Source organism: Miniphocaeibacter halophilus (assembly GCF_016458825.1).
GTDB classification, from domain to species: domain Bacteria; phylum Bacillota; class Clostridia; order Tissierellales; family Peptoniphilaceae; genus Miniphocaeibacter; species Miniphocaeibacter halophilus.
The window spans coordinates 435,426-457,816 of record NZ_CP066744.1 but is presented as its reverse complement, the minus strand read 5'-3'; the positions used below and the strand labels follow the sequence as shown (position 1 = coordinate 457,816).

Below are 22,391 nucleotides of genomic sequence, written 5' to 3'. Positions count from 1 at the left end.
CAGAAAGGTATAATATGAATATTTTAGCATATGGCGAAGTTATGATGAGATTAACGGCTCCATTTTATAGAAAGCTTTCTCAAATAGAAAATCTTGAAATGTCTTTTACAGGAACTGGAGTCAACCTATTATCATCTTTAGCTTTAAATGGATACAATACGGAAATATTAACGACTTTACCTAATAATAATGTTGGAAAAACAGCAGCATCAGCAATTAGAAAGTTAGGGATATCAGATAAGAAAATAAGTTTTTCAGGTAACCATATTGGAGTTTATTTTTTAGAATTAGGATATGGAAAAAGACCATCGGAGGTTACATATTTAAATAGGGAAAATAGTAGCTTCGGTGAAAGTAAGTTATCTGAAGAAGATATTATTAGGGCATTAGAAGGTGTAAATGTAGTCCATATTTGTGGAATAGCACTTTCTGTATCTGAAATTACTAGGAAAAATGCTGTTTTAATTGCACAACTTGCCTCCAGCAGGGGAATAAAAATATGTTTTGATTTTAATTATAGGCCTACCTTAAATAGTGAGAAAAATAAAAGTAAATTAATAGAATCCTATACTAAAGTATTAAAGTGTTCAGATCTGGTATTTGGTTCTATTAGAGACTTAAGGGACTTAATGGGAATCAGTGGAAAAGACGAGTCTGAAATTATAAAAAAATTCAAAAGTCAATTTAATATAGAATACTTTGCAGGAACTAAAAGACATGAAATAGATGGGAAAAAATATATAGATGGATTTATATATAATCAAGAAAAATATTTCATTTCTTCTAAAAAAGAAATTGAAGTTTTAGACCGAATTGGTACTGGAGATGCCTTTGCCGCCGGAATAATAACTGGTATTTTGGATAAGTGGGATATGGACTATACAGTTGAATTTGCTATAACCTGTTCTGAATTAGCACATACAACATATGGGGATTCTCCAGTTTTAGACAAGGATTTTGTAAAAAATTACATGATAAACAAAAATGATTTAATAAGATAGTTTCTTGTTAAATTAGGAAAAATAATTTAATAAATATAGGAGGATAATATGTTAAATATTTTATTGGTTTGTAGTGCAGGAATGTCAACAAGTATGTTAGTTCAAAGAATGCAAGAAGAAGCAGATGGAAGAGGATTAGAAGCAAAAATTTCAGCTGTAGGTTCAGCGGAAATAGACAGTGCTAGTAAAGATGCTGATGTTATTCTATTAGGACCTCAAGTAAGATACCAATTAAAAAGTATACAGGGAGTAGTAAACAATGAAAAACCTGTAACAGTAATTAGTTCTAATATATACGGATTAATGGATGGTAAAAAGGCATTGGACTTAGCTATTTCAGAAATAGAAAACTTTAACAAGTAAGATAGGTAATTAAAGGAGAGCGGTATGGAAGGTATTGAACTTATAGCATTTGAAATTATTTCAAATGTAGGAGAAGCAAAATCATGTTACATCCAAGCAATTCAGGAAGCAAAGGAAAAGAACTTTGATGAGGCTAATAAATTAATAGAAGAGGGTAATAAGGCCTTTATAGAAGGCCATCACGCCCATACTAAATTAATACAAAGGGAAGCGGAAAAAAATGATGTTACCGTTAATTTGATAATAATGCATGCAGAAGATCAACTTATGGCAGCAGATTCCTTTAAAATAATAGCATCGGAGTTTATTGATCTATATAAAAAAATATAAATAGTAGTATTGTAAATAAAAATACATTGAAGGTCATTGGTAAATTGGTTTTCAATGTATTTTTGTTTTGAAAAATATTAACACAAATGTATATAAAATATATATGGAATATAAATATGTTATAATAGTTAGATGGTAACGTTGTTAGGTATGTTTTTTACAATACAAGGAGTGTTTAAATGATAGAATTTAGAAATGTTTCGAAAATTTATCATGGGGGAAAAATTGCAGTTGAAGATATTAATTTATCTTTTGATAATGGGGAGTTTGTAGTTTTTATTGGTACAAGTGGTAGTGGAAAAACCACCTGTATGCGTATGATAAATAGAATGATAAAGCCTAGTAAGGGAGAAATATTAATAGATGGTAAAAATATTAAAGATATTGATGAGGTAAAGCTTAGAAGAAAAATAGGCTATGTTATACAACAAATTGGCTTAATGCCTCATATGACCATTTATGAAAATATTACCCTGGTTCCTAAATTATTAAAATGGGACGAGAAAAAACAAAGGGAATCTGCTGAAAATTTAATAAAAAAAGTAGATCTGCCTTTAGAATATTTAGATAGATACCCTAGGGAACTATCTGGCGGCCAGCAGCAAAGAATTGGCGTTATAAGAGCTTTAGCAGCTGACCAGAACATAATACTTATGGATGAACCCTTTGGTGCTCTAGATCCAATTACAAGGGATTCATTACAAAAGTTAATAAAAAGACTTCAAAGAGATATGGGAAAAACTGTTGTATTTGTTACTCATGACATGGATGAAGCCTTAAATATGGCTGATAAAATTGCCATATTGGATAAGGGTAGATTAATACAATTTGATACACCTGAAAATATTTTGTTAAATCCTGCTAATGAATTTGTAGAGGAATTCTTAGGCGAGGAGAGAATAAATCAGGCTAAATCAAAAACTCAGACTGTTGATGAAATAATGTATACAAAGCCAATTCATATTAAAGGCGATAAAACAGTAGGACAAGCCATAAGACTTATGAGGGAAAAGCGAGTAGATACATTATTTGTAACAGGTGATGATAATGTTCTTGAAGGATTTATAGACATATTTGATATTGGTAGAGTAGATAGAAAGAAAACTAAAGTAAAGGATATTTTAAGGGAAGCAAATTTTATTGAATCCGGTACCTTAGTAAGGGAAGCTATATTTTTAATATCAGAATGTGATTATAAAAACCTACCTGTTGTTGATAGCAACAACAAATTAATAGGTATTTTTACAAGGGCAAATATAGTAGACAGTTTGTATGATGCTTCTTCAGATGAAGATGAAGAAGACCTACAAGAAGAAGAACTTGTGCATAGCACATCAGAAATAGAATAGGTGATTTAATGTTAGAATTTTTAAAATTAAACTATATGGATATTTTAAATAAAACATTAGAACATTTATATATATCTTCAATGTCCTTATTTCTAGGAGTAATAGTAGCTGTACCTTTGGGAATAATATTAACAAAAACAAAAAAATTATCCAATTTAGTTATAGGACTGGCTTCCTTACTTCAAACCATACCTTCATTAGCCTTACTTGCTATAATGATACCAATATTTGGAGTAGGAAAATTTCCAGCGATTATAGCTTTATTTATATATTCCCTACTACCTATTTTAAGAAATACCTATTTAGGAGTAGTAGGAGTAGATGAAAATATAGTAGATGCAGCTAAAGGAATGGGAATGACAAAAACCCAATCGATATTAAAGGTTGAAATTCCATTAGCGGCACCTGTAATAATGGCGGGTATAAGACTTTCAGCTGTATATGTAGTAGCTTGGGCTACATTGGCATCCTATATAGGTGCAGGTGGTTTAGGAGACTTGATTTTTTCAGGATTAAACAACTATAATCCTAATTTAATAATATTTGGAACAATTCCTGTTACAGCCCTTGCTTTAATAGTTGATTTCCTACTGTCAAAAGTTGAAAAAATCGTTACGGCTAAAACTGGAATGGAGGAGGTATAATTGAAAAAGAATTTAACAAAAATACTTTTATTAATTATAACTTTAGGACTATTAACATCATGTTCATTTCCAGGTCTTGGAGCAAATATCAATGAAGAAAATATTTTAATTGCAAGTGGAAATACTACAGAAAGACAAATAGTTTCGGAAATAGTTCGTCAAATGCTTGAACATTATGATGATGAAATAAAGGTTGGAATAATCAACAATTTAGGTTCAACCAATTTAATACATCAAGCCTTAATGAGCAATAACGCTAATATTTCAGGTGTAATGTATACAGGAACCTCCTTAACCGGAGAACTGGAAATGGAACCGATTATTGACACTGAAGAAGCCATGAAGGTTGTAGTTAAAGAATACAAAGACAGATTTAACCAAAAATGGTATCCGTCATTTGGATTTGAAAATACCTATGCCTTTATGGTTACAAGACAATTTTCTGAAGAAAATAATATAACTAAGGTAAGTGAATTAGAAAATATGGCTTCAGAATTAAAAGCAGGAGTCGATACAGCCTGGATGCAAAGACAGGGTGATGGGTATGAGGACTTTAAGAGAATATATGGTTATGACTTTTCAAAAGTATATCCAATGGAAATTGGCTTAGTATACAATGCTGTAGAAGCGGGAGAAATGGACGTAGTCTTAGGTTATACTACTGATGGAAGAATTCAATCTAACGATTTAGTGGTTTTAGAAGACGATAAAAATTTGTTTCCTCCATATGATGCCAGTCCAGTTGTAAAATATGAATTAATAGAAAAGTATCCTAAAATAGATAAAATAGTTTCAAAACTAGAAGGTACAATATCAAGTGAAGATATGCAAAAGCTCAATCGTAGAGCAGATGAAGATCTAGTTGAGCCAAAGAATGTAGCAACGGAATTTTTAAAGGAAAATAACTATTTTAAGGACAAAGAACCGATAATATCGGAGGTAAAATAATGGAAATATTAAAAGGATTAATTGAATATTATAAAATAAATGGTATGTATGTAACAGAACAATTTATAAGACATTTTTTAATATCCGTCTATGGAGTTTTATTGGCGGCAATAATAGCCATACCATTGGGCTTTATAATAGCAAGACATTATAAATTAGCTGATTGGATTATAGGTATTGCAAATGTAATTCAAACAATTCCTTCATTAGCTTTACTTTCCATATTGATGTTAGGACTTGGTCTAGGTACAAATACAGTAATAGCCACAGTGTTTTTATACTCCCTATTACCAATATTAAAAAATACTTACTCTGGAGTAGTAAATGTAGACAGAAGTTTAATTGATGTTGGTAAGGGAATGGGAATGACAAGGTGGCAATTAACTAAAATGGTTGAACTACCACTGTCAATGTCTATGATAATGGCAGGAATTAGAAATGCATTAGTAGTAGCTATTGGAGTTACAGCAATAGGAACATTTATTGGAGCCGGTGGCTTAGGAGACATTATTTCAAGAGGAGTAAATGTTAGTAACGGCTCTTCAATAATAATAGCCGGTGCTTTACCAACAGCGTTGATGGCCTTACTTGCAGATTTAATCTTAGGTTATTTAGAGAAAAAAATTAATCCATTAAAGGAAAATTAAATATAATTAAAAAAACAAAGTTCTAGGATTATCTAGGACTTTGTTTTTTGTATTTACTAATTTAAACTTGTTATGATATTGTAATAAGAAATCTCTTAAAAAATATATTTTTGTGATATAATAACAAACGAATTCAATATTTGGAGGATAATATGTGTGGATTTGTAGGTGTATTTAACCCTAATAAAATAGATGAAAATTACAAGCCAATTTTAAAAGAAATGGCTGATGAAATCATTCATAGAGGGCCTAACAGCGACGGATACTTTTTTGATAATTCAGTTGCTTTTGGTTTTAGACGTTTAAGTATGGTTGATTTATCTTCTTGTGGTGACCAACCTTTTTATACAGAGGACAAAACAAAAGTAATGGTTTTCAATGGAGAGATTTATAATTATAAGGAAATAAGAGAAGAATTAATAAAAGATGGATATGAATTTATTTCTAACACAGACTCTGAAGTACTTTTAAAAGCTTACGATAAATGGGGAGAAAAAGTATTAAATAAATTAAGAGGAATGTTTGTTTTTGTTGTATGGGATATGAAAAATCAAGAGTTGTTTATGGCAAGGGATTTTTTTGGTATTAAACCCTTGTACTATACAATGAATACAAAAGATGGAAGCTTATTATTTGGTTCAGAAATTAAAGCCTTTCTTAAAAATCCTAATTTTATAAAGGAATTTAATAAAGATGCTTTAAAACCATATTTAACTTTTCAGTATTCAGCTTTGGAAGAAACTTTTTTTAAAGGGGTTTATAAGTTAAAACAAGGCCATTATATGAAAATTAAAAATGGCAAGATGGATATTACAAGATATTGGAAACCTGAATTTAAGCCAACTAATAAATCTTTAGATGAATATGTTGAAGATATTAGAAAAGTAATGGAAGAAACTGTAGATTTATACAAGGAAACAGATGTAAAATGGGGCTCTTTTCTTTCAGGAGGAATTGACTCGTCCTATATTGCCTGTTTAAGTAAACCGGAAAAGACCTTTAGCGTTGGCTTTAAGGACTATGAAGGTGATTATAACGAAACTCATTTAGCTAAGGAACTTTCAGATATTATTGGAGCAAAACATCATGTTAAATTAATTGGAGCAGAGGATTGTATTGGAAATCTTCCTAAAATACAGTATTTAATGGACGAGCCTCATTCAAACCTTTCTGCAATACCACTATATTTTCTTTCTCAAATGGCAGGTGAACATGTAACTGCGGTCTTATCTGGAGAAGGTGCCGATGAATTATTTGGTGGATATTTTCCTTATGGTGAAACGGAAAACCTAAAAAAATATAAAAAGCTACCATTTGGCTTAAGAAGATTTTTGAAAAACATTACTAAAAATATGAAGCGTACAAGACTTACTAAATTATTTGATAGAGGTGGAAGCTATCTTCATGAAGAGTTTATAGGAGAGGCAAAGATATATGAGCCTGAACATGCGGACAAATTGCTAAAACCGGAATATAGAAAAGGTAGAAATCCTTATGATATAGCTAAGGAGTTTTACTCAACAATTCCAAATGAATCGGAATTAACTAAAAAACAATTAATGGATATGGAATATTGGATGCCGGGAGATATTCTTTTAAAAGGCGATAAAATGAGTTCGGCTCATAGTATAGAAGTAAGAACTCCTTTCCTAGACCCTAAAGTAATGGAAGTTGCAGCAACTATTCCCGAGGAGTTTAGGGTTAACGGCGATAAGTTTAAATACGCCTTAAGAAAAGCTTCTGAAAAATCCTTGCCTGATGAATGGGCAAATAGAAAAAAAGTTGGTTTTCCTGTTCCAATTAGGTATTGGTTAAGGGAAGAAAAATATTATAATATTTTTAAAGAGGAATTTACCTCAGATATAGCAAAGAAGTTTTTTAATACCGATGAATTAGTTAAATTACTAGATGAACACTATGAGAAAAAAGCCTTAAATCAAAGGCTTCTATGGACACCATATGTATTTTTAATATGGTATAAAGAATATTTTGTAAAAAGATAAATAAAAATCCTTTTTGAGATAATTTTTCTCAAAAAGGATTTTTTTATTTCTTACTATAATACATTTTTAAAGCATTAAGGGAGCCGGAAGCTTTTAAAAGAATTTCATCGTATTCTTCTAAAGGGTTACTTAAATCTATAATAGCTCCACCAACTCCTATGGTAGTTTTATCTTTTTCAATTACTGAGGTTCTAATTACTATACTTAAATCAACATTTTTGTTTAAAGAAAAATAACCAATGGCACCACTATAAATACCACGACTTGATTTTTCCAATCTATCTATGATTTCCAAGGTTCTTTTTTTAGGTGCTCCTGTCATAGAGCCTCCGGGAAATGTTGCTTTAATACAGTCCATAATAGTACTATTGTCCAACAGTTCACCTTCTACTGTTGAAACTAATTGATGTAGGGTTTTGTAAGTTTCAACATCAAGAAGTTTTGTTACCTTAACAGAGTGTTTTTTACATATTATGCCAAGGTCGTTACGTAAAAGGTCGACTATCATTAAATTTTCAGAATGAAATCTCTCATCATTTTTCAACATTTGAACTAATTTTTCATCTTCTTCCTTGTTTTTTCCTCTAGGCAATGTACCTTTAATAGGTTTTGTTTCTACAATGTTTTTAGAATTGATTTTTAAAAATCTTTCCATTGATGATGAACATATTTGAAAATCATCAAATAAAAGTAAGGCACCATATTGGGAAGGAGAAACAGCCCTTAGACATTTGTAGTAATCAATGGCTTCAAGACTTTCTTCAATAATAAGCCTATTTGTTAGGCAGATTTCATAGGACTCACCTTCTTTTATGTATTTTAAGCATTTTTTAATATCGTTAATATAGTCCTTTTTCTCAACTTCTAAATAATATGAAGGTAAATTTTCGTTTTTAAAATCAATATTCTTTTTTATAAAATTATCTAAAACAAATTCATCATCAGAATAATAAACTAAGGTTAATTCCTTTGTTAAGTGGTCCTTAATAACTACCCTATCTGCAAATTTAAACATTGCATCAGGATGATTGGAGTTATGATTATAAGAACCTAAAGTTTCTCCCTTTAATTCATATCCTAAGTAACCAACATAACCAAGAGAAAAAGGTAAATTTAAATCATTTTTATTTTTTTCTAAAAAGTCATCCATATAGTCAAAAATAGATTGGTTAATGGTTTTATTAATATTGCCTGAAATTTCTATTCTTCTATCTTTACTATAATATTTTAAAATATGACCTCTTTTAGACGATAGTGCAAAAATAGAGTATCTGGAATCATCTTTTACAATTTTACTGGAATCCAACCATATAATATTTTTATCTAGGCTATGTAGAGTATCAAATAAAGTTAGGTCATCAATATTCGATTTATATTTTTTATACTTTACATAGGGAGATTGTTTTTTAGTGATTTCATTAAAATTTTCTATTATTTTATATCCGTATTCCGTTGCTACGGATTCGGGATGAAACTGCACGCCGTAAATCGGTCTTGTTCTATGTTCTAATCCCATAATAACATTATCGCTAGTGGCTGTAACATTTAAATCTTTAGAAATATTTTCAACAACTAGAGAATGGTAACGCATTACTTTAAAAGGTGAGGGAATATCTTTGAAAATGCCTTCCCCTTTATGACTAACAAGTGAAGTTCTACCATGCATACATTTTTTGCATTTACAACAGATGAGCCGAAATAGTATCCTATACCTTGGTGACCTAAACAAACTCCAAGGATTGGTTTGTTTAAATTTAAAATAATATCCTTACAAACACCAAAATCCTTCGACTTATCGGGACTACCTGGACCAGGGGATATAATAACATTATCAAAGTCTAGCTTTAAAATTTCCTCATAGGTTATTTCGTTATTCTTTACAACAATAGGTTCAACATTAGATACAGACCAAACCAACTGAAATAAATTGTATGTATATGAATCGTAATTATCTATAATAAGGGTTTTCATATAACCTCCTCCTGTAATAAACTAATTAAACTATAGCATAAAAGAATATTTGTTAATATGTATGATATATTAATAATGGTGATTAAATGATAATCTTTAAAAATAATGAATACATAGAAGAAAGTAAAAGCTTTGTAAATACTAATACGGAAGCCTTTAATTATGGAATAAGTTTTTTTGAAACTATTAAATATGAAAATGGGAAATGCCAATATTTAAAAGAACATTTAAATAGATTAGAAAATTCCATAGGAATGTTAAAAAATAAGAAGTTTAATATTTTAGAAGTAGAAGAAATAGTTGAAAACTTATATAAGATTAATAAATTATCCGGTAAATTATATACAGTAAAAATCATCTACAGTCCATTAGATGATATTTTCATAGTGGAGTTTAAGGAAAATAGATATAAAAATTTAAAAAAATTTTAAAAACTTTAAAGTAAAATACGCCAGAGATAGAAGAAATGAAAATAATAGATTAATTTATATGAAAACATCTAACTATCTAACAAATAAAATTAATCTACTAGAAGTTAAAAAAGAAGGATATGATGAATGTATTTTCCTAAATAGTAAGGGATATGTAACAGAGGGATCCTATACCAATATATTTTTTGAAAAAGATGGATATTTCTATACACCTAAAATTTCAGACGGTATATTACCGGGAATAATGAGAGAAAAAATTATAGAAAAAATAAATAAGAATGGTAAAAAAGTTGTAGAAAAATCCATTAGCAGAGAGTTTTACAAAACCTGTACAGGAATCTACTTAACAAATTCACTAATGGGGTTTTTAAAAATAAAACAATTTGAAGAAAGAGTTTTTTAAGAACAAGAATTTTCTTGTTCTTTTTTAATAGAATCGAAAAATACCCCCATATATATCTATGAAGGAGTTTAAATTTAGTATATAGTAGAAAATAAATAAAATTTAAAATGATAGAAAGAATAAAATATCTTCGTATATATTGGTGAAAGGCACTGTAGCTACAGAAACTTATATTAAATAATAGGAAATGATTTTTTTCCTAAATGATAGAAATAAAAATAATATTACGTATATATAGGTAGAATGGTATGTATTTTAGCATACAGGAGGTAAAAAATGAAAGATGACAAGCTTGTTAAAGAAATAAAAAAGGGAAATGAGAAGGCGTTAGAATCATTAATAGATAAATATGGCTGGATTGTAAAAACCGTAGTGTCTAAACATCTATTTTATTTTGAAAATTTACAAGAAGAATGTATAAATGATATTTTTCTAGGTGTTTGGAATAATATTGAAAAATATAATCCGGAAAAAGCATCACTTAAAAATTGGATAGCATCAATATCAAAATATAGGGCAATAGACTATTTAAGAAAGTATTATAAGGAATTAAATGAAGAAAATATTGATGGTATTACTAACCTTACAAGTGAAGAAGATGACTATAAAGAAATTATAGAAAATGGAGTAGATGAGGAATTAGAGGAGTTAATAGCACCTCTAAAGGAAAGGGATAAGATTCTATTTCGGAAATTGTTTTATGAAGAAAAAACTGTTGAAGAAATATCTTTAGAAGATAATATTTCTCCAAGCAATATTTACAACAGGGTATCAAGGGGAAAGAAAAAAATAAAAAAGGCTTTAGGAGCTAAGGAGGCTAAATAATGAAAGATATATATGATTTAGCAAATGAAACAAAAGTTGACTTAGATAAATATGAAAAGAAGAATTTAAATGATTTGGAAAAACAAAAAATTAAAAATAATATAAAAACAAAGAAGAAAAAAACTATTTGGAAAAAAGTTATGGGGGTGTCTGTAGCTGCAGCCTTTGCCTTAGTGGTATTTGGACAAACTACCATGGGACAAGAGGTTTATGCGGCAGCAAAAGAGTTTATTTTTGAAAAATATAATGTAGTATTTAATACAGGTAGTTATGGAAAGGAAGATTTAACTAGCTTAGTTGAAAAAACCGGAATTGTTAAAGAATTCGATGATTATAATATTGAACTTAGATATGCTGTTAGAGATGGAAATAAAGGGTTCTTCAGATTATTATTGGAGTATAAAAAAGATATAGACTATGAAAATGCAAGACTTGCTCCATCAAATAACGAGAAGGAGCACTTTACAGAAAATGGTGAACCGATGACTGTAGATGAAGATTTTACTTTTTCTCTTTTAGTAGATGGTAAAGAAAATTCTTGGGATTCAGCTAGTTTTAGGCAAGAATTAATAGATAAAGAAAACAATATTTTTCAAATGGATATAGATATTTCGGGCATAGACGAAATAAAAGAAGGTTCAAAAATTGAATTTAAATTATCAGGTTTAAGCTTTGAATTTGATGGAGAGCAAACACCATTACAAGAAGATGTTGTATTTGATATAAGCAATAGCTTTAAAGACATGGCACATTTAAATAGAAAATATGAAATTGTTGAGGGTAAAAATTTTAAAGATGAAAAAACCGGAATTGATTTCGAGGTTAAAGATGTTAAGCTAAATGAATTTTCTCAAACAATAGAATTAAATTACAAAGGCGACAATAAAGAAACAATGACTCAATCAGAAAGTGAAGTTACATTATTTGGAGTGACAGATGAAGGAAAACAATTTGGGATTACTGGACATGCTGATTTAGCCGATGATACAAAGGGCACAATAGAGTATGATTATTATGACAATACAAAGAACCCGGAAAACATATCTCAGGTTATAAGCTTTAAAGAATTGTTTAAAGATTCAGCTAAAGAAGATTTTTACAAGGGGAAATTAAATGTAAATCTAGACTATTTAGGAGATAAATTTACAGGAGAAGCTTCATTAGAAGATTTATTAAATGCTAAAGAGCTTAAAATCGTGGCAGTTTTCGATGAGCGAGGTTTAGAAATAACAGAAAATGAAAATGGTGAAAAAGTATATAATAGGACAGGTTTAGTAGAAATAAGAGATATTGGAGAATTTACAATTAAATTAAAATAATACACCCCCTATAAAGCAGAGAGAAATCTCTGCTTTTATTTTATTTAAATTGAAAATACCTTATAATACTCTATAAGGTTAATTTGGAGGTATAATGAAAGAATTTAATTTAAGGCAAGCTTCAAGAGAAGATACGCCGATAATATTTGAACTTATAAAAGATTTAGCTGTTTATGAAAAAATGCTAGATGAAGTTGTTGCAACAGAAGAACTATTAGAAGACCATATATTTAATAAAAAAAGAGTAGAGGTTTTAATAGCTGAAGAAGATAATAAGCCAATAGGCTTTTGTCTATTCTTCTATAATTTTTCTACCTTTGTTGGTAGGTCAGGAATTTATCTAGAGGATATCTATATAAAACCGGAATATAGAAGTAATGGCTATGGAAAAATTATTTTTAAAGAACTAGCAAAAATTGCAGTAGAAAGAAATTGTGGAAGAATGGAATGGGTTTGCTTAGATTGGAATAAATCAGCAATAGAGTTTTATAAAAAAATGGGAGCAGTTCCAATGGACGAATGGACTATTTATCGTCTAGCTGGAGAAAGTTTAAAAGAAGTAGCAGAAAAGGAGGACTAATGCAATATAAAAATATTGAATTAAAAAATAAAAATAATCTAACAATTAGGGGAGTAGAAAATTTACCGGACAAATATGATGGAGTGAAAAAACTACCAACAATAATCATTGTTCATGGCCATACGGGAAATAAAATGGGCAATGCTTTTTTCTATGTAAGAATGTCTAAATACTTTACATCTAAAGGGTACGCTACCTTTAGGTTTGACTTTACCGGCAGTGGAGAATCAGATGGGGAGTTTGAAAATATGACATTAACATCGGAAATTAAGGACATGGATTGTATAATGGATTATGTTGAAAATTGCGAAAATGTAGATACAGATAATATATTTATTATTGGTCATAGTATGGGTGGACTTATTACAACATTAAAAGCATATGAATATAAGCCTAAGAAAATTATATTATTAGCGCCGGCAAACGATATGTATAATTCTGTTGTTGAACTATATAGGAATTATGGAGAAAACATGGAGGAAATTGAATATTTAGGCTTGAAGATCAAAAAGGAGTTTATGCTCGATATGGAAAAATATAAGCCCTATGAAAAAGCAGCCTTATATAAGGGAGATGTTTTAATATTTAGAGGAAGTGAGGATACTGCAGTTACTAAAGAAACCTGTATAAAAACTGAAAGAAACTTTCCAGGAGTAGTTGAATACTACGAACTTGAAGGCATAGACCATAGTTTTGTAAATTATGATATACGCCAATATATTATTAAGAAAATTTGTAATTTTATTGAACAGGAATAAAGTTAGTTCTTCTTAACTTTATCGAAAACAGGAAGGGTAAATTGTATATGAATAAAAACACCTTAATTGAAGTTTATTGTAAAATAAAAATCAATTAAGGTGTTTTTTCTTGAATAATATCAAGTAATTTATAGGGGAAAAATTATTTTGAAAATCTTATTTATCATTAGATTTACAGGGTATATAAGTGAAAAGAAATAAAAAATAAAAGGGGGTAAATTATGTCAGGAGTAACATTGTTATTAGTACTTATAGCTGCAATAATTGTAATGATTTTAGCTATAACAAAATTAAATATTCATCCTTTTCTATCTATAATGGGTGTATCTTTAATTATGGCAATCATCGTAGGAATTCCAATAACTGAAATACCAAAAGTTATTGGAGAAGGTTTTTCAGGTGCTTTTGCAAGTATTGGTATTGTAATAATACTTGGAGCATTAATAGGATCAATTCTAGAGGCTACTGGTGGAGCTGTTAAACTAGCGGATATGGTTATTAATTTAGTAGGGGAGAAAAGACCTACTTTAGCTATTATGATTATGGGGTGGATAGTCTCGATTCCGGTATTTTGTGATAGTGGTTTTGTTATTTTAAATCCTATTAGAAAAGCAATGGCAAGAAAAACTAAAACATCATCTGTATCTATGACAATAGCCTTATCTGCCGGATTGTATGCAACACATGTCTACGTTCCACCAACTCCGGGTCCAATTGCTGCAGCAGGTAATATAGGTGTTGAAAATAATCTTCTAACAGTAATACTAATGGGGATAATAGTTTCTATACCAGGACTTATTTTAGCTTATTTTTTTGCGAAAAAAGTAGGACCTACAATTAAATCCTCAGATGAGATTTCAGATTCTGAAATTTTTGATGATTATAAAAAAATAATGAAAGAACATGAGCTACCAAATGGATTCTTATCCTTAGCTCCAATAATAGTTCCAATTATTTTAATGGCAGTAGCGTCAATTGTACAAATGGTAGGAATGGAAGGAGCAATAGTCAATTTTTTAATATTTTTAGGTAATCCGGTAATCGCTTTAACAGCAGGGGTTTTATTTTCAGTATTACTTCTTTTAACTACTAGGAATATGGATAAATTCAATAGGATTACAGAGGACACATTAAAAGTTGTTGGACCTATTTTGTTTATAACAGCGGCAGGGGGAGTTTTAGGGAAAGTTATAAGCTCTGCAGGTTTTGTAGAATACATAGAAGCAAATGCAACAGTACTTAGCAAAGTAGGTATTTTCTTTCCATTTGTTATTTCAGCAATACTAAAAACTGCTCAAGGTTCGTCAACTGTAGCTTTAACTACAACTTCTGCCATTATGGGTTCTTATATGTCACCAGATTCTATGATGACAGCATTAGGCTTAACCAATCCAATGACAGCGGTACTAGTGGTATTAGCTATAGGGGCAGGGGCAATGACAGTATCTCATGCCAATGATTCATATTTTTGGGTAGTTACAAATATGGGAGGTTTAAAAGCTGAAGATGGATATAAAACTCAAACTCCAATGACATTGATTATGGGACTTGCAGGAATGGCTACAGTATTTATTTTAAATATATTTTTAGGTTAGATTGAGTTTGAGGAGGTGCTACTTTGAAAATTGTAGTTTCAGTCGACTCCTTTAAAGGTTCTTTGGAATCAATAGAAGCGGGAGAAATAATAAGACAGGGAATATTAGAAGAGATTAAAGAAGCAGAAGTTATTGTAAAACCTTTAGCCGATGGAGGAGAAGGAACTGTTTCGGCCTTAGTAACAGGACTTAATGGTAAATTTATAGAAGTAGAAGTTACAGGTCCTATTGGAGAAAAAATTTTAGCAAAATATGGTGTAGTAGGAGAAAAGGCTATAATTGAAATGGCTACTTCATCAGGTTTAACCTTAGTTGAAAAAGAAAAAAGAAATCCAATGAATACCACTACTTTTGGACTTGGTGAAATAATAAAAGATGCTTTAAATAAAGGCTATAGGGAATTTATAATTGGTATAGGTGGTTCAGCTACTAATGATATTGGCTTAGGAATGTTAACGAGTCTAGGCTATGAATTTTTAGATGAAAATGGAAATAAGGTTGGTATAAAGGGCAAGGATTTAAAGAATATTACAAGTATAGATGATTCTAAAGTCGATAAAAGAATAAAGGAAGCTAATTTTGAAATTGCCTGTGATGTAGACAATCCACTTTTTGGACCTAATGGAGCGGCAAGTGTTTATGGTCCCCAAAAAGGAGCAGGAAAGGAAGATATAGAAAAATTAGACAAATGGGCTAGGGGATTTTCTGAAATAGTTAAAGAAAAATATGGGAAATCCTATGAAGATTGTAATGGAGTAGGAGCAGCTGGTGGCTTAGGCTATGCTTTTAAAACATTTTTAGGTGGAAATCTCTTAAGGGGAGTAGATATTATTACTGAGTTTTTAAAACTTGAAGATGATATTAAAAATGCAAATTTAGTCATTACCGGAGAAGGTCAACTAGACTATCAGACTATGATGGGGAAAGCTCCTAGTGGAGTTGCAAAAATTGCCAACAAATATAAAGTTCCTGTTATAGCCATGAGTGGTGCTTTGGGAAAAGATGTTGAAAAAATAAACGAAGAGGGAATAGATGCATATTTTAGTATAACTCCCTGCCCGGTAAGTTTGGAAAAGGCTATGGAAGGAGATTTTGCTAGTAAAAATTTGAAAGATATTACAAGGCAGATAATAAGAGTTTATAAAATAAACTTATAAAGAATATATTTATTTTATATTATGATAGATTGTAAAATTAAGTACACCAAAAGTTTAAAATAAAATTAAAAGTTTAATGAAGTATATAGAAAATTATCAGGCAGCTATATAGCTTGCCTGAAACAAAAATAATTTATTATTTTATTGAATACTAACACCATTTGACAAATAGCCAATAAATAACTATTAAAAAGAGTGAGTTCTATTAAATATAAAACTCACTCTTTTAACATAGCCTAAATATTATCCAATTTTAAAATTGGAAGATTATTTTTAGTAATATTTGATTATTTCATTAATTTTAAATGCAATAGTTATTTTGTACCTATCTTCAAAGGAGTTTAAATCACATTCAAGTATTTTCTCGATTTTTTTAAGCCTATAAGTAAGGGTATTTCTATGTATGTATAAATTTTTTGAGGCTCTTAAAGTATTACAACCAGTTTTTAAATATTCATATAGAGTTTTAAATAAATCCAAGGAATCTTTGGATTTATTGTCTATAATATTTCCAATGGTGTTTTCTATGAATTGTTTTAAATAGTAGTTGTCTTTATTTTTCAAAAAGAACTGTTCAATAATAGTATCTTTTTCATAGATGAAAACTGCTTTATCCTTTTTTAAAAAATAAATAGATAATGCTAATTCTAAATCATGTATTTTATTGGGGATTTTATCTAACTTATCTATACTATCTCCAATAATACAGAGAGGTTTTATGTTACAGTAATTGTTTACTTCATTTATTGTATTGTTTATAGACTGTTCTATAAGTTTTTTATCAAAATTATTAGAATTAATTATGATGTAGAAATCATTGTTTAAAGATGTTATTTTAATTTTAGGATCATTTTTATAGAACTCTGCATTTATAATACTATAAATGTCTTTTTTAAAAACAACAATTTCAGAATTGTCTTTATTGGCAAATAAATTATTGAATTTTTTTGAATGTAAAAGGATAATAGTATATGGTAAATTTGGCCAATTTAAAGACTCAGCTTTTACTTCTATTTGTTCATTTGAATTAAAATTATTTTCTAAAATTTCAGTTAAAAAAATATTATCTAAATCGAATATATTTTTACTAACAGATTCTAGCTTTAATATTTCTAGTGAAAGAAGCTTTGTAGCCTGTTCTAATACAATATCTATAGTATTGGTATAATCTTTAGACACTAAATTTAAAACTATAATATATGCAATTATTTTTTTCTTAACAATAACTCTCTTTATTAATACATCGAGATCGATCTCGGCTAAATAAGTAAATCCATCTTCATTTAATAAATTTAATGAACTTTTTAAATAAGGAATAATTTTTTTGTTTTTATCATTGTCAACATAAGTTCTAAAATCTTTATCTAATATTAAGACATCAGAATTAATAATATTTGAAATTAATGTGGAAATTCCTTCAATACCTAAATTTTCTATTCCAATATTAATAAACCTATTATACATATCTATAGATATTTTATTTTGCAAATTATCCATTTCTACAATTTTCTTCATTATTGGAGTTGATAAATCTGAAAAACTTATATCATCTGGGATATGAATTATAGGTATTTTTAAAGTATTAGATAAAGTTAATACATTATTATTTATTTTTTTAATAAATCTAGTTTTTATAGCTAATCCTGCACATTTCATTTTAGATAAGTTTACAATTAAATCTTCCATTTTTTTAGGACTATCCTTTATTGAATATCCTGTTGTAATAAGTAATTCACCTTCAGAAAGCCAATCTGTTATATCGGGTATTTCCATAGAATTAATGGATTTCACTATATTATTTATACCACTTTCTCCACTTATTAATTTACATCTACTAAATTCTTTCATTAAAAGAATATCTTTTATTGTAATAAGCATAAATCACCTCATCTATAAGAAATTTTACTATTTTAGCATATTAATGTCAAAAATATGTTGTGCAATTTGCACAAATTAATGGCAGATAATTAGGTTAATTCGTCAATAGTAAATATATTTCAAAATTGATATACTGGAATAAATTAAGACTAAGGAGGTTATCATGAAGGAAAATTCAAGGACAAAGAAGAACTCTGGAGTTAGAAATGCGGTTATTGCAACCCTAGTAGTTTGTATTATAGCGGAATTTATTGGACCCTTAAAATTTAAAATCAAGGAAATCGATATCCAAATAGGTACATTAATATGGGCCATTGTTTTTGCTATCTTACTATCTCCAGACTTATTAGGAAGGGTAATTCCAAAATTAAAGGAATTTATTGGAGAAAAGGAAATAAAAATTTCCCCACATTTATTGTCATTAACACTTTATCCATTGGGAATTATGTTTGGAATTAGCGCAGGACCACAAATCGGGGTAGTATTTAGAGCAGGACCAGCATTATTGTTACAGGAATTCGGAAATCTTATGACAATGTTTATAGCTTTACCATTAGCGATGATGATGGGATTAGGAAGATCTTCAGTAGGGGCTACATTTTCACTATGTAGGGATACTGCTTTAGGAATTATAGGCGATAAGTATGGATTAGAATCTCCGGAAGGAATGGGAACATTAGGCGTTTACATAAGTGGAAGTGTTTTTGGTACTATATTTTATTCAATATTAGCTCCAATTGGATTAGCTATTGGTTTTCACCCATTTGCTTTAGCTATGGCATCAGGTATGGGTAGTGCCTCTATGATGGGAGCAGCTACAACTTCATTAATAAATAGTACAGTTCCGGTATTGCATGAACAAATACTGGCATACTCAGCAACAAGTGGACTGTTAACAGCAGTAACAGGTATATATTCAGAGATATTTATAGCTTTACCTCTGGCTAATTTCTATTATAAGAAATTGTCTAAGTTGAAAATTGGCAAGAACAAAGAGATTGGAGGGAAATCATAATGAAAAAAACTATAGATGAAATATTAGAACAATTGAAAATTATTATTTTCATATATATCGTAGTTTTTACTTTACATATTTTATTTGGAAGTAAAGATTTTTCAACAATAGATTTAATAAAGGCTACCTTACTATCTTTTGCTATGGTAATTTTAGCGGTAACTATAAAGAATTTTGTTAAAAAACCGAATTTGCCAGGTTTTGCTTGGGCAACTCTGGTAGCTTTTTTCTTGACTTTACCTGTATCACCTGTGCAAAGCTTTGTAGTTAATACAATGAAGCCTTATATTTTTTCTTTAGTGGTTTTACCATTATTAGGATTTGCAGGAATTTCAGTAGGTGATCAGTTAGATGTGCTTAAGAAATTAAGTTGGAAAATAGTGTTAATTTCATTTGTTGTAATGGCATCAACTTATTTTGGCTCAGCATTAATTTCAAATATTGTACTATCAATGCAAGGTTTAACAAATTAATTAGGAGGATTATATGATAAGTAAAGATAAAATAAAAAAAGAAGTAGAAATATTATATTCAGAGAAACAAGAACAACTTGAAAAAATTAGTCATTATATACATGATAATCCGGAAATTGAATTTACAGAATACAAGGCACAAAAAATATTGTCTGATTATTTGGAAGAAAATGGATTTGATGTTAGAAGAGGTATTGGAGGAATTGAAACATCTTTTGAGGCTGTCTATAATAATGGTGAAAAAGGAACGAATATAGCTTTTCTAGCAGAATATGACGCATTAAAAGATATAGGTCATGCTTGTGGACATAACATCATAGGTACAACTTCTACTGGAGCAGGGGTAATTGTTAAGGAATTAATGGAGAAATATGATATTCCGGGAACAATTAGAGTAATAGGTACACCAGCGGAAGAAGGTGCCGGTGGAAAAGTTATTATGCTGGATCATGGTGTTTTTAAAGGTTTAGATGCTGCTTTAATAATGCATCCGGCAGAGGATTCCATGCCTGATGATATATCTTTTGCATCTGCAAATATAAAATATACTTTTACAGGTGTTCCTTCCCATGCAGCAGCGTTTCCGTGGAAGGGAAAAAATGCTTTAACCGGAGTAATTCAAATGTTCAATATGGTGGATAGTCAGAGAATACATTTAAAAGACTATTCAAGAGTACATGGAATAATTCTTGAAGGAGGGACAGCGCATAATGTTATAACAGAAAAAGCGTCAGCACTCTTTAATATTAGAGCATTAAATTATGAGTATCTATTAGAGATTATGAATATGCTGAAAAATTGTGCAGAAGGTTCAGCTTTAGGAACTGGTACTAAAGTAGAAATAGAAGTTCAAGGGAATATATTAAAAGATATTAGAAATAATAATAAACTTGTAAACCTAGTTAGAAATAATATGGAATTATTTGAAGAAGATTATATTGAAAGAGATTTAAGTCAAGGAATTGGGTCAACTGACATGGCTAATGTAACCCATGAAATTCCAGCGATACAATTTTATATAAGATTAAGAGAAAATACAGGAACTCATACTAAGGAATTCGAAATAGCTTCTGGCGATGAGCATGGAGAACGAACTTTAAAACAAGCAGTCAAAGTATTAAGTATGACAGGTTTAGAGTTATTACTTGAAGCTAAGGAGAATTAAATATGCCTTTAAAACATTTAATTGAATTGTATGATAAATTAGATAGTTCTAAAATAAATATGGAAGAAATAGTGGATTATTTTAAAAACATCTATGAGGATTTTGAAATTGAGACTTATGTCTTAATGGGAGAAAATGGATTCACCAATATGATTAAAATATTAATTCCTGGCATAAATGGTAAAAGAAATGGTGGAAATGCTAAAACCTTAGCAATACTGGGGAGACTAGGTGGTATAGGAGCAAGACCCAATGTAATAGGTTTTGTTTCAGATGGAGATGGTGCCCTAGCTGTATTAGCAACAGCTGCTAAAATATTATCTATGAAATCCAAAGGAGATCATTTAAATGGAGATATATATATATCGACTCATATATGTACTCATGCTCCTACTGTGCCTCATGAACCAGTTGATTTTATGGGATCTCCTGTAAACATATCTCAAATAAATGAGGAGGAATTAGTTAATTCAAGGGTAAAAATAGATGGAGTTTTATCAGTAGACACAACAAAAGGAAATAGGATTTATAATAAAAAAGGATTTGCTATTACACCGACAGTAAAAGAAGGATATATTTTAAGAGTAAGTGAGGATTTACTAGATATTATGGAATGGGTAACTGGTGAGCTCCCGGGTGTTTTGCCAATAACTACTCAAGATATAACACCTTATGGAAATGACATATATCATATTAACAGTATATTGCAACCTTCGGTTGTAACAGATTTACCAACAGTAGGAATAGCAATAACAACAGAAACCATAGTACCAGGTTGTATGACTGGCTCTTCTCATATTATGGATATAGAAACGACAGCAAAATATTTAGTTGAAGTGTCTAAAGCCTTCGGCAATAATAAATGTAATTTATATGATGAAGAAGAGTTTGAAAAATTGAAAAACAAATATGGTAGTTTAAAAAAATTACAGACCATATAAAATAAAAATCGTAATTAGATAGTCTAATTACGATTTTTATTTTATATATGCCTATATGTTTATTTTTGAAAAAATATAGGCATATATAGAATAATAACAACACTTAATATTATTATCACTACTATTTTTAATATAGTAGTATTGATATTTATAGGTTCTCCATTTAGTTTTCTAGTTCTTATTCTAAAAAATATTATAGGGAAAGAATTTGAAATTATACTTACCAATAATATAATATTAACGGCTATATGAAAGGTACCTATTATTTTTTGACTTAATATTAAAATCAAAAGACATATATTTGTAATTAAAGGTGGAATAGATTGTTTTTTCATAGTTTTTAATTCAGATTGTTCTTTAATATTTTTCACTACCTCATCCCCCCTCAAGTAATAAATTATCTAAGGATAAATCATATAATTTTGCTATTCTAATTAAACTATCTATATCAGGAGTAGTTCTTCCTGTCTCCCAATTAGAAACTGATTTTTTTGAAACAAATATTTTTTCAGCAACTTGTTCCTGTGTTAAATTTAATTTTTTTCTTCTATCTTTTAAAATATTTTTGATTTCCATTTATTCCCCTAATGTATTT

General features: G+C 29.4%; 23 protein-coding genes and 2 pseudogenes. 20 read left to right on the top strand and 5 right to left on the bottom strand.

Annotated features, from left to right (window positions below; translation table 11 throughout):
* Positions 1-14: 14 nt before the first annotated feature.
* From JFY71_RS02195 to asnB, 8 genes are all read left to right on the top strand, one after another.
* A complete protein-coding gene (locus JFY71_RS02195; protein WP_243661418.1) occupies positions 15-1,001 on the top strand; it encodes a sugar kinase in 987 nt (328 codons plus the stop codon).
* A gap of 48 nt (positions 1,002-1,049) precedes the next feature.
* Complete coding sequence (locus JFY71_RS02190) at positions 1,050-1,364, top strand: PTS sugar transporter subunit IIB (protein WP_243661417.1); 315 nt, start codon at positions 1,050-1,052, stop codon at positions 1,362-1,364.
* 24 nt (positions 1,365-1,388) lie between these two features.
* The gene (locus JFY71_RS02185) at positions 1,389-1,694 is read left to right on the top strand and encodes a PTS sugar transporter subunit IIA (RefSeq protein ID WP_243661416.1); all 306 of its coding nucleotides are present in this window, start codon (positions 1,389-1,391) and stop codon (positions 1,692-1,694) included.
* Positions 1,695-1,873: 179 nt separating this feature from the next.
* Entirely contained in the window at positions 1,874-3,043 is a 1,170-nt protein-coding gene (locus JFY71_RS02180; protein WP_243661415.1) for an ABC transporter ATP-binding protein, read from the top strand.
* An 8-nt stretch (positions 3,044-3,051) separates the two neighbouring features.
* Complete coding sequence (locus tag JFY71_RS02175) at positions 3,052-3,687, top strand: ABC transporter permease (protein ID WP_243661414.1); 636 nt, start codon at positions 3,052-3,054, stop codon at positions 3,685-3,687.
* Positions 3,688-4,635: an osmoprotectant ABC transporter substrate-binding protein gene (locus JFY71_RS02170; RefSeq protein WP_243661413.1), complete on the top strand. Its 948-nt coding sequence runs from the start codon at positions 3,688-3,690 to the stop codon at positions 4,633-4,635.
* Positions 4,635-5,282 carry an ABC transporter permease gene (locus JFY71_RS02165; RefSeq protein WP_243661412.1) on the top strand — a complete coding sequence of 216 codons (648 nt, stop codon included), beginning with the start codon at positions 4,635-4,637 and terminating at the stop codon, positions 5,280-5,282. The genes JFY71_RS02170 and JFY71_RS02165 overlap by 1 nt, the downstream gene beginning before the upstream one ends.
* 152 nt (positions 5,283-5,434) lie before the next feature.
* On the top strand, positions 5,435-7,285 hold the full coding sequence (gene asnB, locus JFY71_RS02160; protein ID WP_243661411.1) for an asparagine synthase (glutamine-hydrolyzing): 1,851 nt from the start codon (positions 5,435-5,437) through the stop codon (positions 7,283-7,285).
* A gap of 43 nt (positions 7,286-7,328) precedes the next feature.
* Here the strand turns inward: asnB and pabB are convergent, their stop codons facing one another.
* Together pabB and JFY71_RS02150 are read right to left on the bottom strand one after the other, a co-directional pair.
* The gene (gene pabB / locus JFY71_RS02155; protein ID WP_243662119.1) at positions 7,329-8,765 is read right to left on the bottom strand and encodes an aminodeoxychorismate synthase component I; all 1,437 of its coding nucleotides are present in this window, start codon (positions 8,763-8,765) and stop codon (positions 7,329-7,331) included.
* Positions 8,766-9,256: pseudogene (locus tag JFY71_RS02150) on the bottom strand (anthranilate synthase component II); the annotation flags it as partial.
* A gap of 86 nt (positions 9,257-9,342) precedes the next feature.
* Here JFY71_RS02150 and JFY71_RS11995 point away from each other — a divergent pair.
* The 8 genes and pseudogenes from JFY71_RS11995 (at position 9,343) to JFY71_RS02115 (ending at position 16,324) form a co-directional block, all read left to right on the top strand.
* On the top strand, positions 9,343-9,687 hold the full coding sequence (locus tag JFY71_RS11995; RefSeq protein ID WP_263457745.1) for an aminotransferase class IV: 345 nt from the start codon (positions 9,343-9,345) through the stop codon (positions 9,685-9,687).
* A gap of 25 nt (positions 9,688-9,712) precedes the next feature.
* A pseudogene (locus JFY71_RS11990) lies at positions 9,713-10,090 on the top strand (aminotransferase class IV); the annotation flags it as partial.
* Between the two features lie 276 nt (positions 10,091-10,366).
* Positions 10,367-10,915 (top strand): sigma-70 family RNA polymerase sigma factor, encoded by a 549-nt coding sequence (locus JFY71_RS02140; RefSeq protein ID WP_243661410.1) that lies wholly within the window; start codon positions 10,367-10,369, stop codon positions 10,913-10,915.
* Positions 10,915-12,234: a hypothetical protein gene (locus JFY71_RS02135; protein ID WP_243661409.1), complete on the top strand. Its 1,320-nt coding sequence runs from the start codon at positions 10,915-10,917 to the stop codon at positions 12,232-12,234. The genes JFY71_RS02140 and JFY71_RS02135 overlap by 1 nt, the downstream gene beginning before the upstream one ends.
* A 94-nt stretch (positions 12,235-12,328) precedes the next feature.
* Positions 12,329-12,814: a GNAT family N-acetyltransferase gene (locus tag JFY71_RS02130; protein WP_243661408.1), complete on the top strand. Its 486-nt coding sequence runs from the start codon at positions 12,329-12,331 to the stop codon at positions 12,812-12,814.
* Entirely contained in the window at positions 12,814-13,572 is a 759-nt protein-coding gene (locus JFY71_RS02125; RefSeq protein ID WP_243661407.1) for an alpha/beta hydrolase family protein, read from the top strand. The genes JFY71_RS02130 and JFY71_RS02125 overlap by 1 nt, the downstream gene beginning before the upstream one ends.
* A 221-nt stretch (positions 13,573-13,793) precedes the next feature.
* The gene (locus JFY71_RS02120; RefSeq protein WP_243661406.1) at positions 13,794-15,167 is read left to right on the top strand and encodes a GntP family permease; all 1,374 of its coding nucleotides are present in this window, start codon (positions 13,794-13,796) and stop codon (positions 15,165-15,167) included.
* Positions 15,168-15,190: 23 nt separating this feature from the next.
* Entirely contained in the window at positions 15,191-16,324 is a 1,134-nt protein-coding gene (locus tag JFY71_RS02115) for a glycerate kinase (protein ID WP_243661405.1), read from the top strand.
* A 273-nt stretch (positions 16,325-16,597) separates the two neighbouring features.
* Here JFY71_RS02115 and JFY71_RS02110 read toward each other — a convergent pair whose 3' ends face one another.
* Positions 16,598-18,202 carry a PucR family transcriptional regulator gene (locus JFY71_RS02110; RefSeq protein ID WP_243661404.1) on the bottom strand — a complete coding sequence of 535 codons (1,605 nt, stop codon included), beginning with the start codon at positions 18,200-18,202 and terminating at the stop codon, positions 16,598-16,600.
* Positions 18,203-18,365: 163 nt separating this feature from the next.
* Between JFY71_RS02110 and JFY71_RS02105 the strand changes: the two genes are divergently transcribed.
* The 4 genes from JFY71_RS02105 to JFY71_RS02090 are packed head-to-tail and all read left to right on the top strand — an operon-like array spanning position 18,366 to position 21,796.
* Positions 18,366-19,217: a DUF3100 domain-containing protein gene (locus JFY71_RS02105; protein WP_243661403.1), complete on the top strand. Its 852-nt coding sequence runs from the start codon at positions 18,366-18,368 to the stop codon at positions 19,215-19,217.
* Entirely contained in the window at positions 19,217-19,690 is a 474-nt protein-coding gene (locus tag JFY71_RS02100) for a hypothetical protein (RefSeq protein ID WP_243661402.1), read from the top strand. The genes JFY71_RS02105 and JFY71_RS02100 overlap by 1 nt, the downstream gene beginning before the upstream one ends.
* Before the next feature lie 13 nt (positions 19,691-19,703).
* Positions 19,704-20,855: a M20 family metallopeptidase gene (locus JFY71_RS02095; RefSeq protein ID WP_243661401.1), complete on the top strand. Its 1,152-nt coding sequence runs from the start codon at positions 19,704-19,706 to the stop codon at positions 20,853-20,855.
* A 2-nt stretch (positions 20,856-20,857) separates the two neighbouring features.
* Positions 20,858-21,796, top strand: a complete 939-nt coding sequence (locus tag JFY71_RS02090; protein ID WP_243661400.1) for a DUF1177 domain-containing protein — start codon at positions 20,858-20,860, stop codon at positions 21,794-21,796.
* A gap of 59 nt (positions 21,797-21,855) precedes the next feature.
* On the opposite strand, the gene JFY71_RS02085 is transcribed toward JFY71_RS02090, so the two are convergent.
* Together JFY71_RS02085 and JFY71_RS02080 are read right to left on the bottom strand one after the other, a co-directional pair.
* Positions 21,856-22,167 carry a hypothetical protein gene (locus JFY71_RS02085; RefSeq protein WP_243661399.1) on the bottom strand — a complete coding sequence of 104 codons (312 nt, stop codon included), beginning with the start codon at positions 22,165-22,167 and terminating at the stop codon, positions 21,856-21,858.
* Positions 22,168-22,171: 4 nt separating this feature from the next.
* Positions 22,172-22,372 carry a helix-turn-helix transcriptional regulator gene (locus JFY71_RS02080; RefSeq protein WP_243661398.1) on the bottom strand — a complete coding sequence of 67 codons (201 nt, stop codon included), beginning with the start codon at positions 22,370-22,372 and terminating at the stop codon, positions 22,172-22,174.
* Between the last annotated feature and the right edge of the window lie 19 nt (positions 22,373-22,391).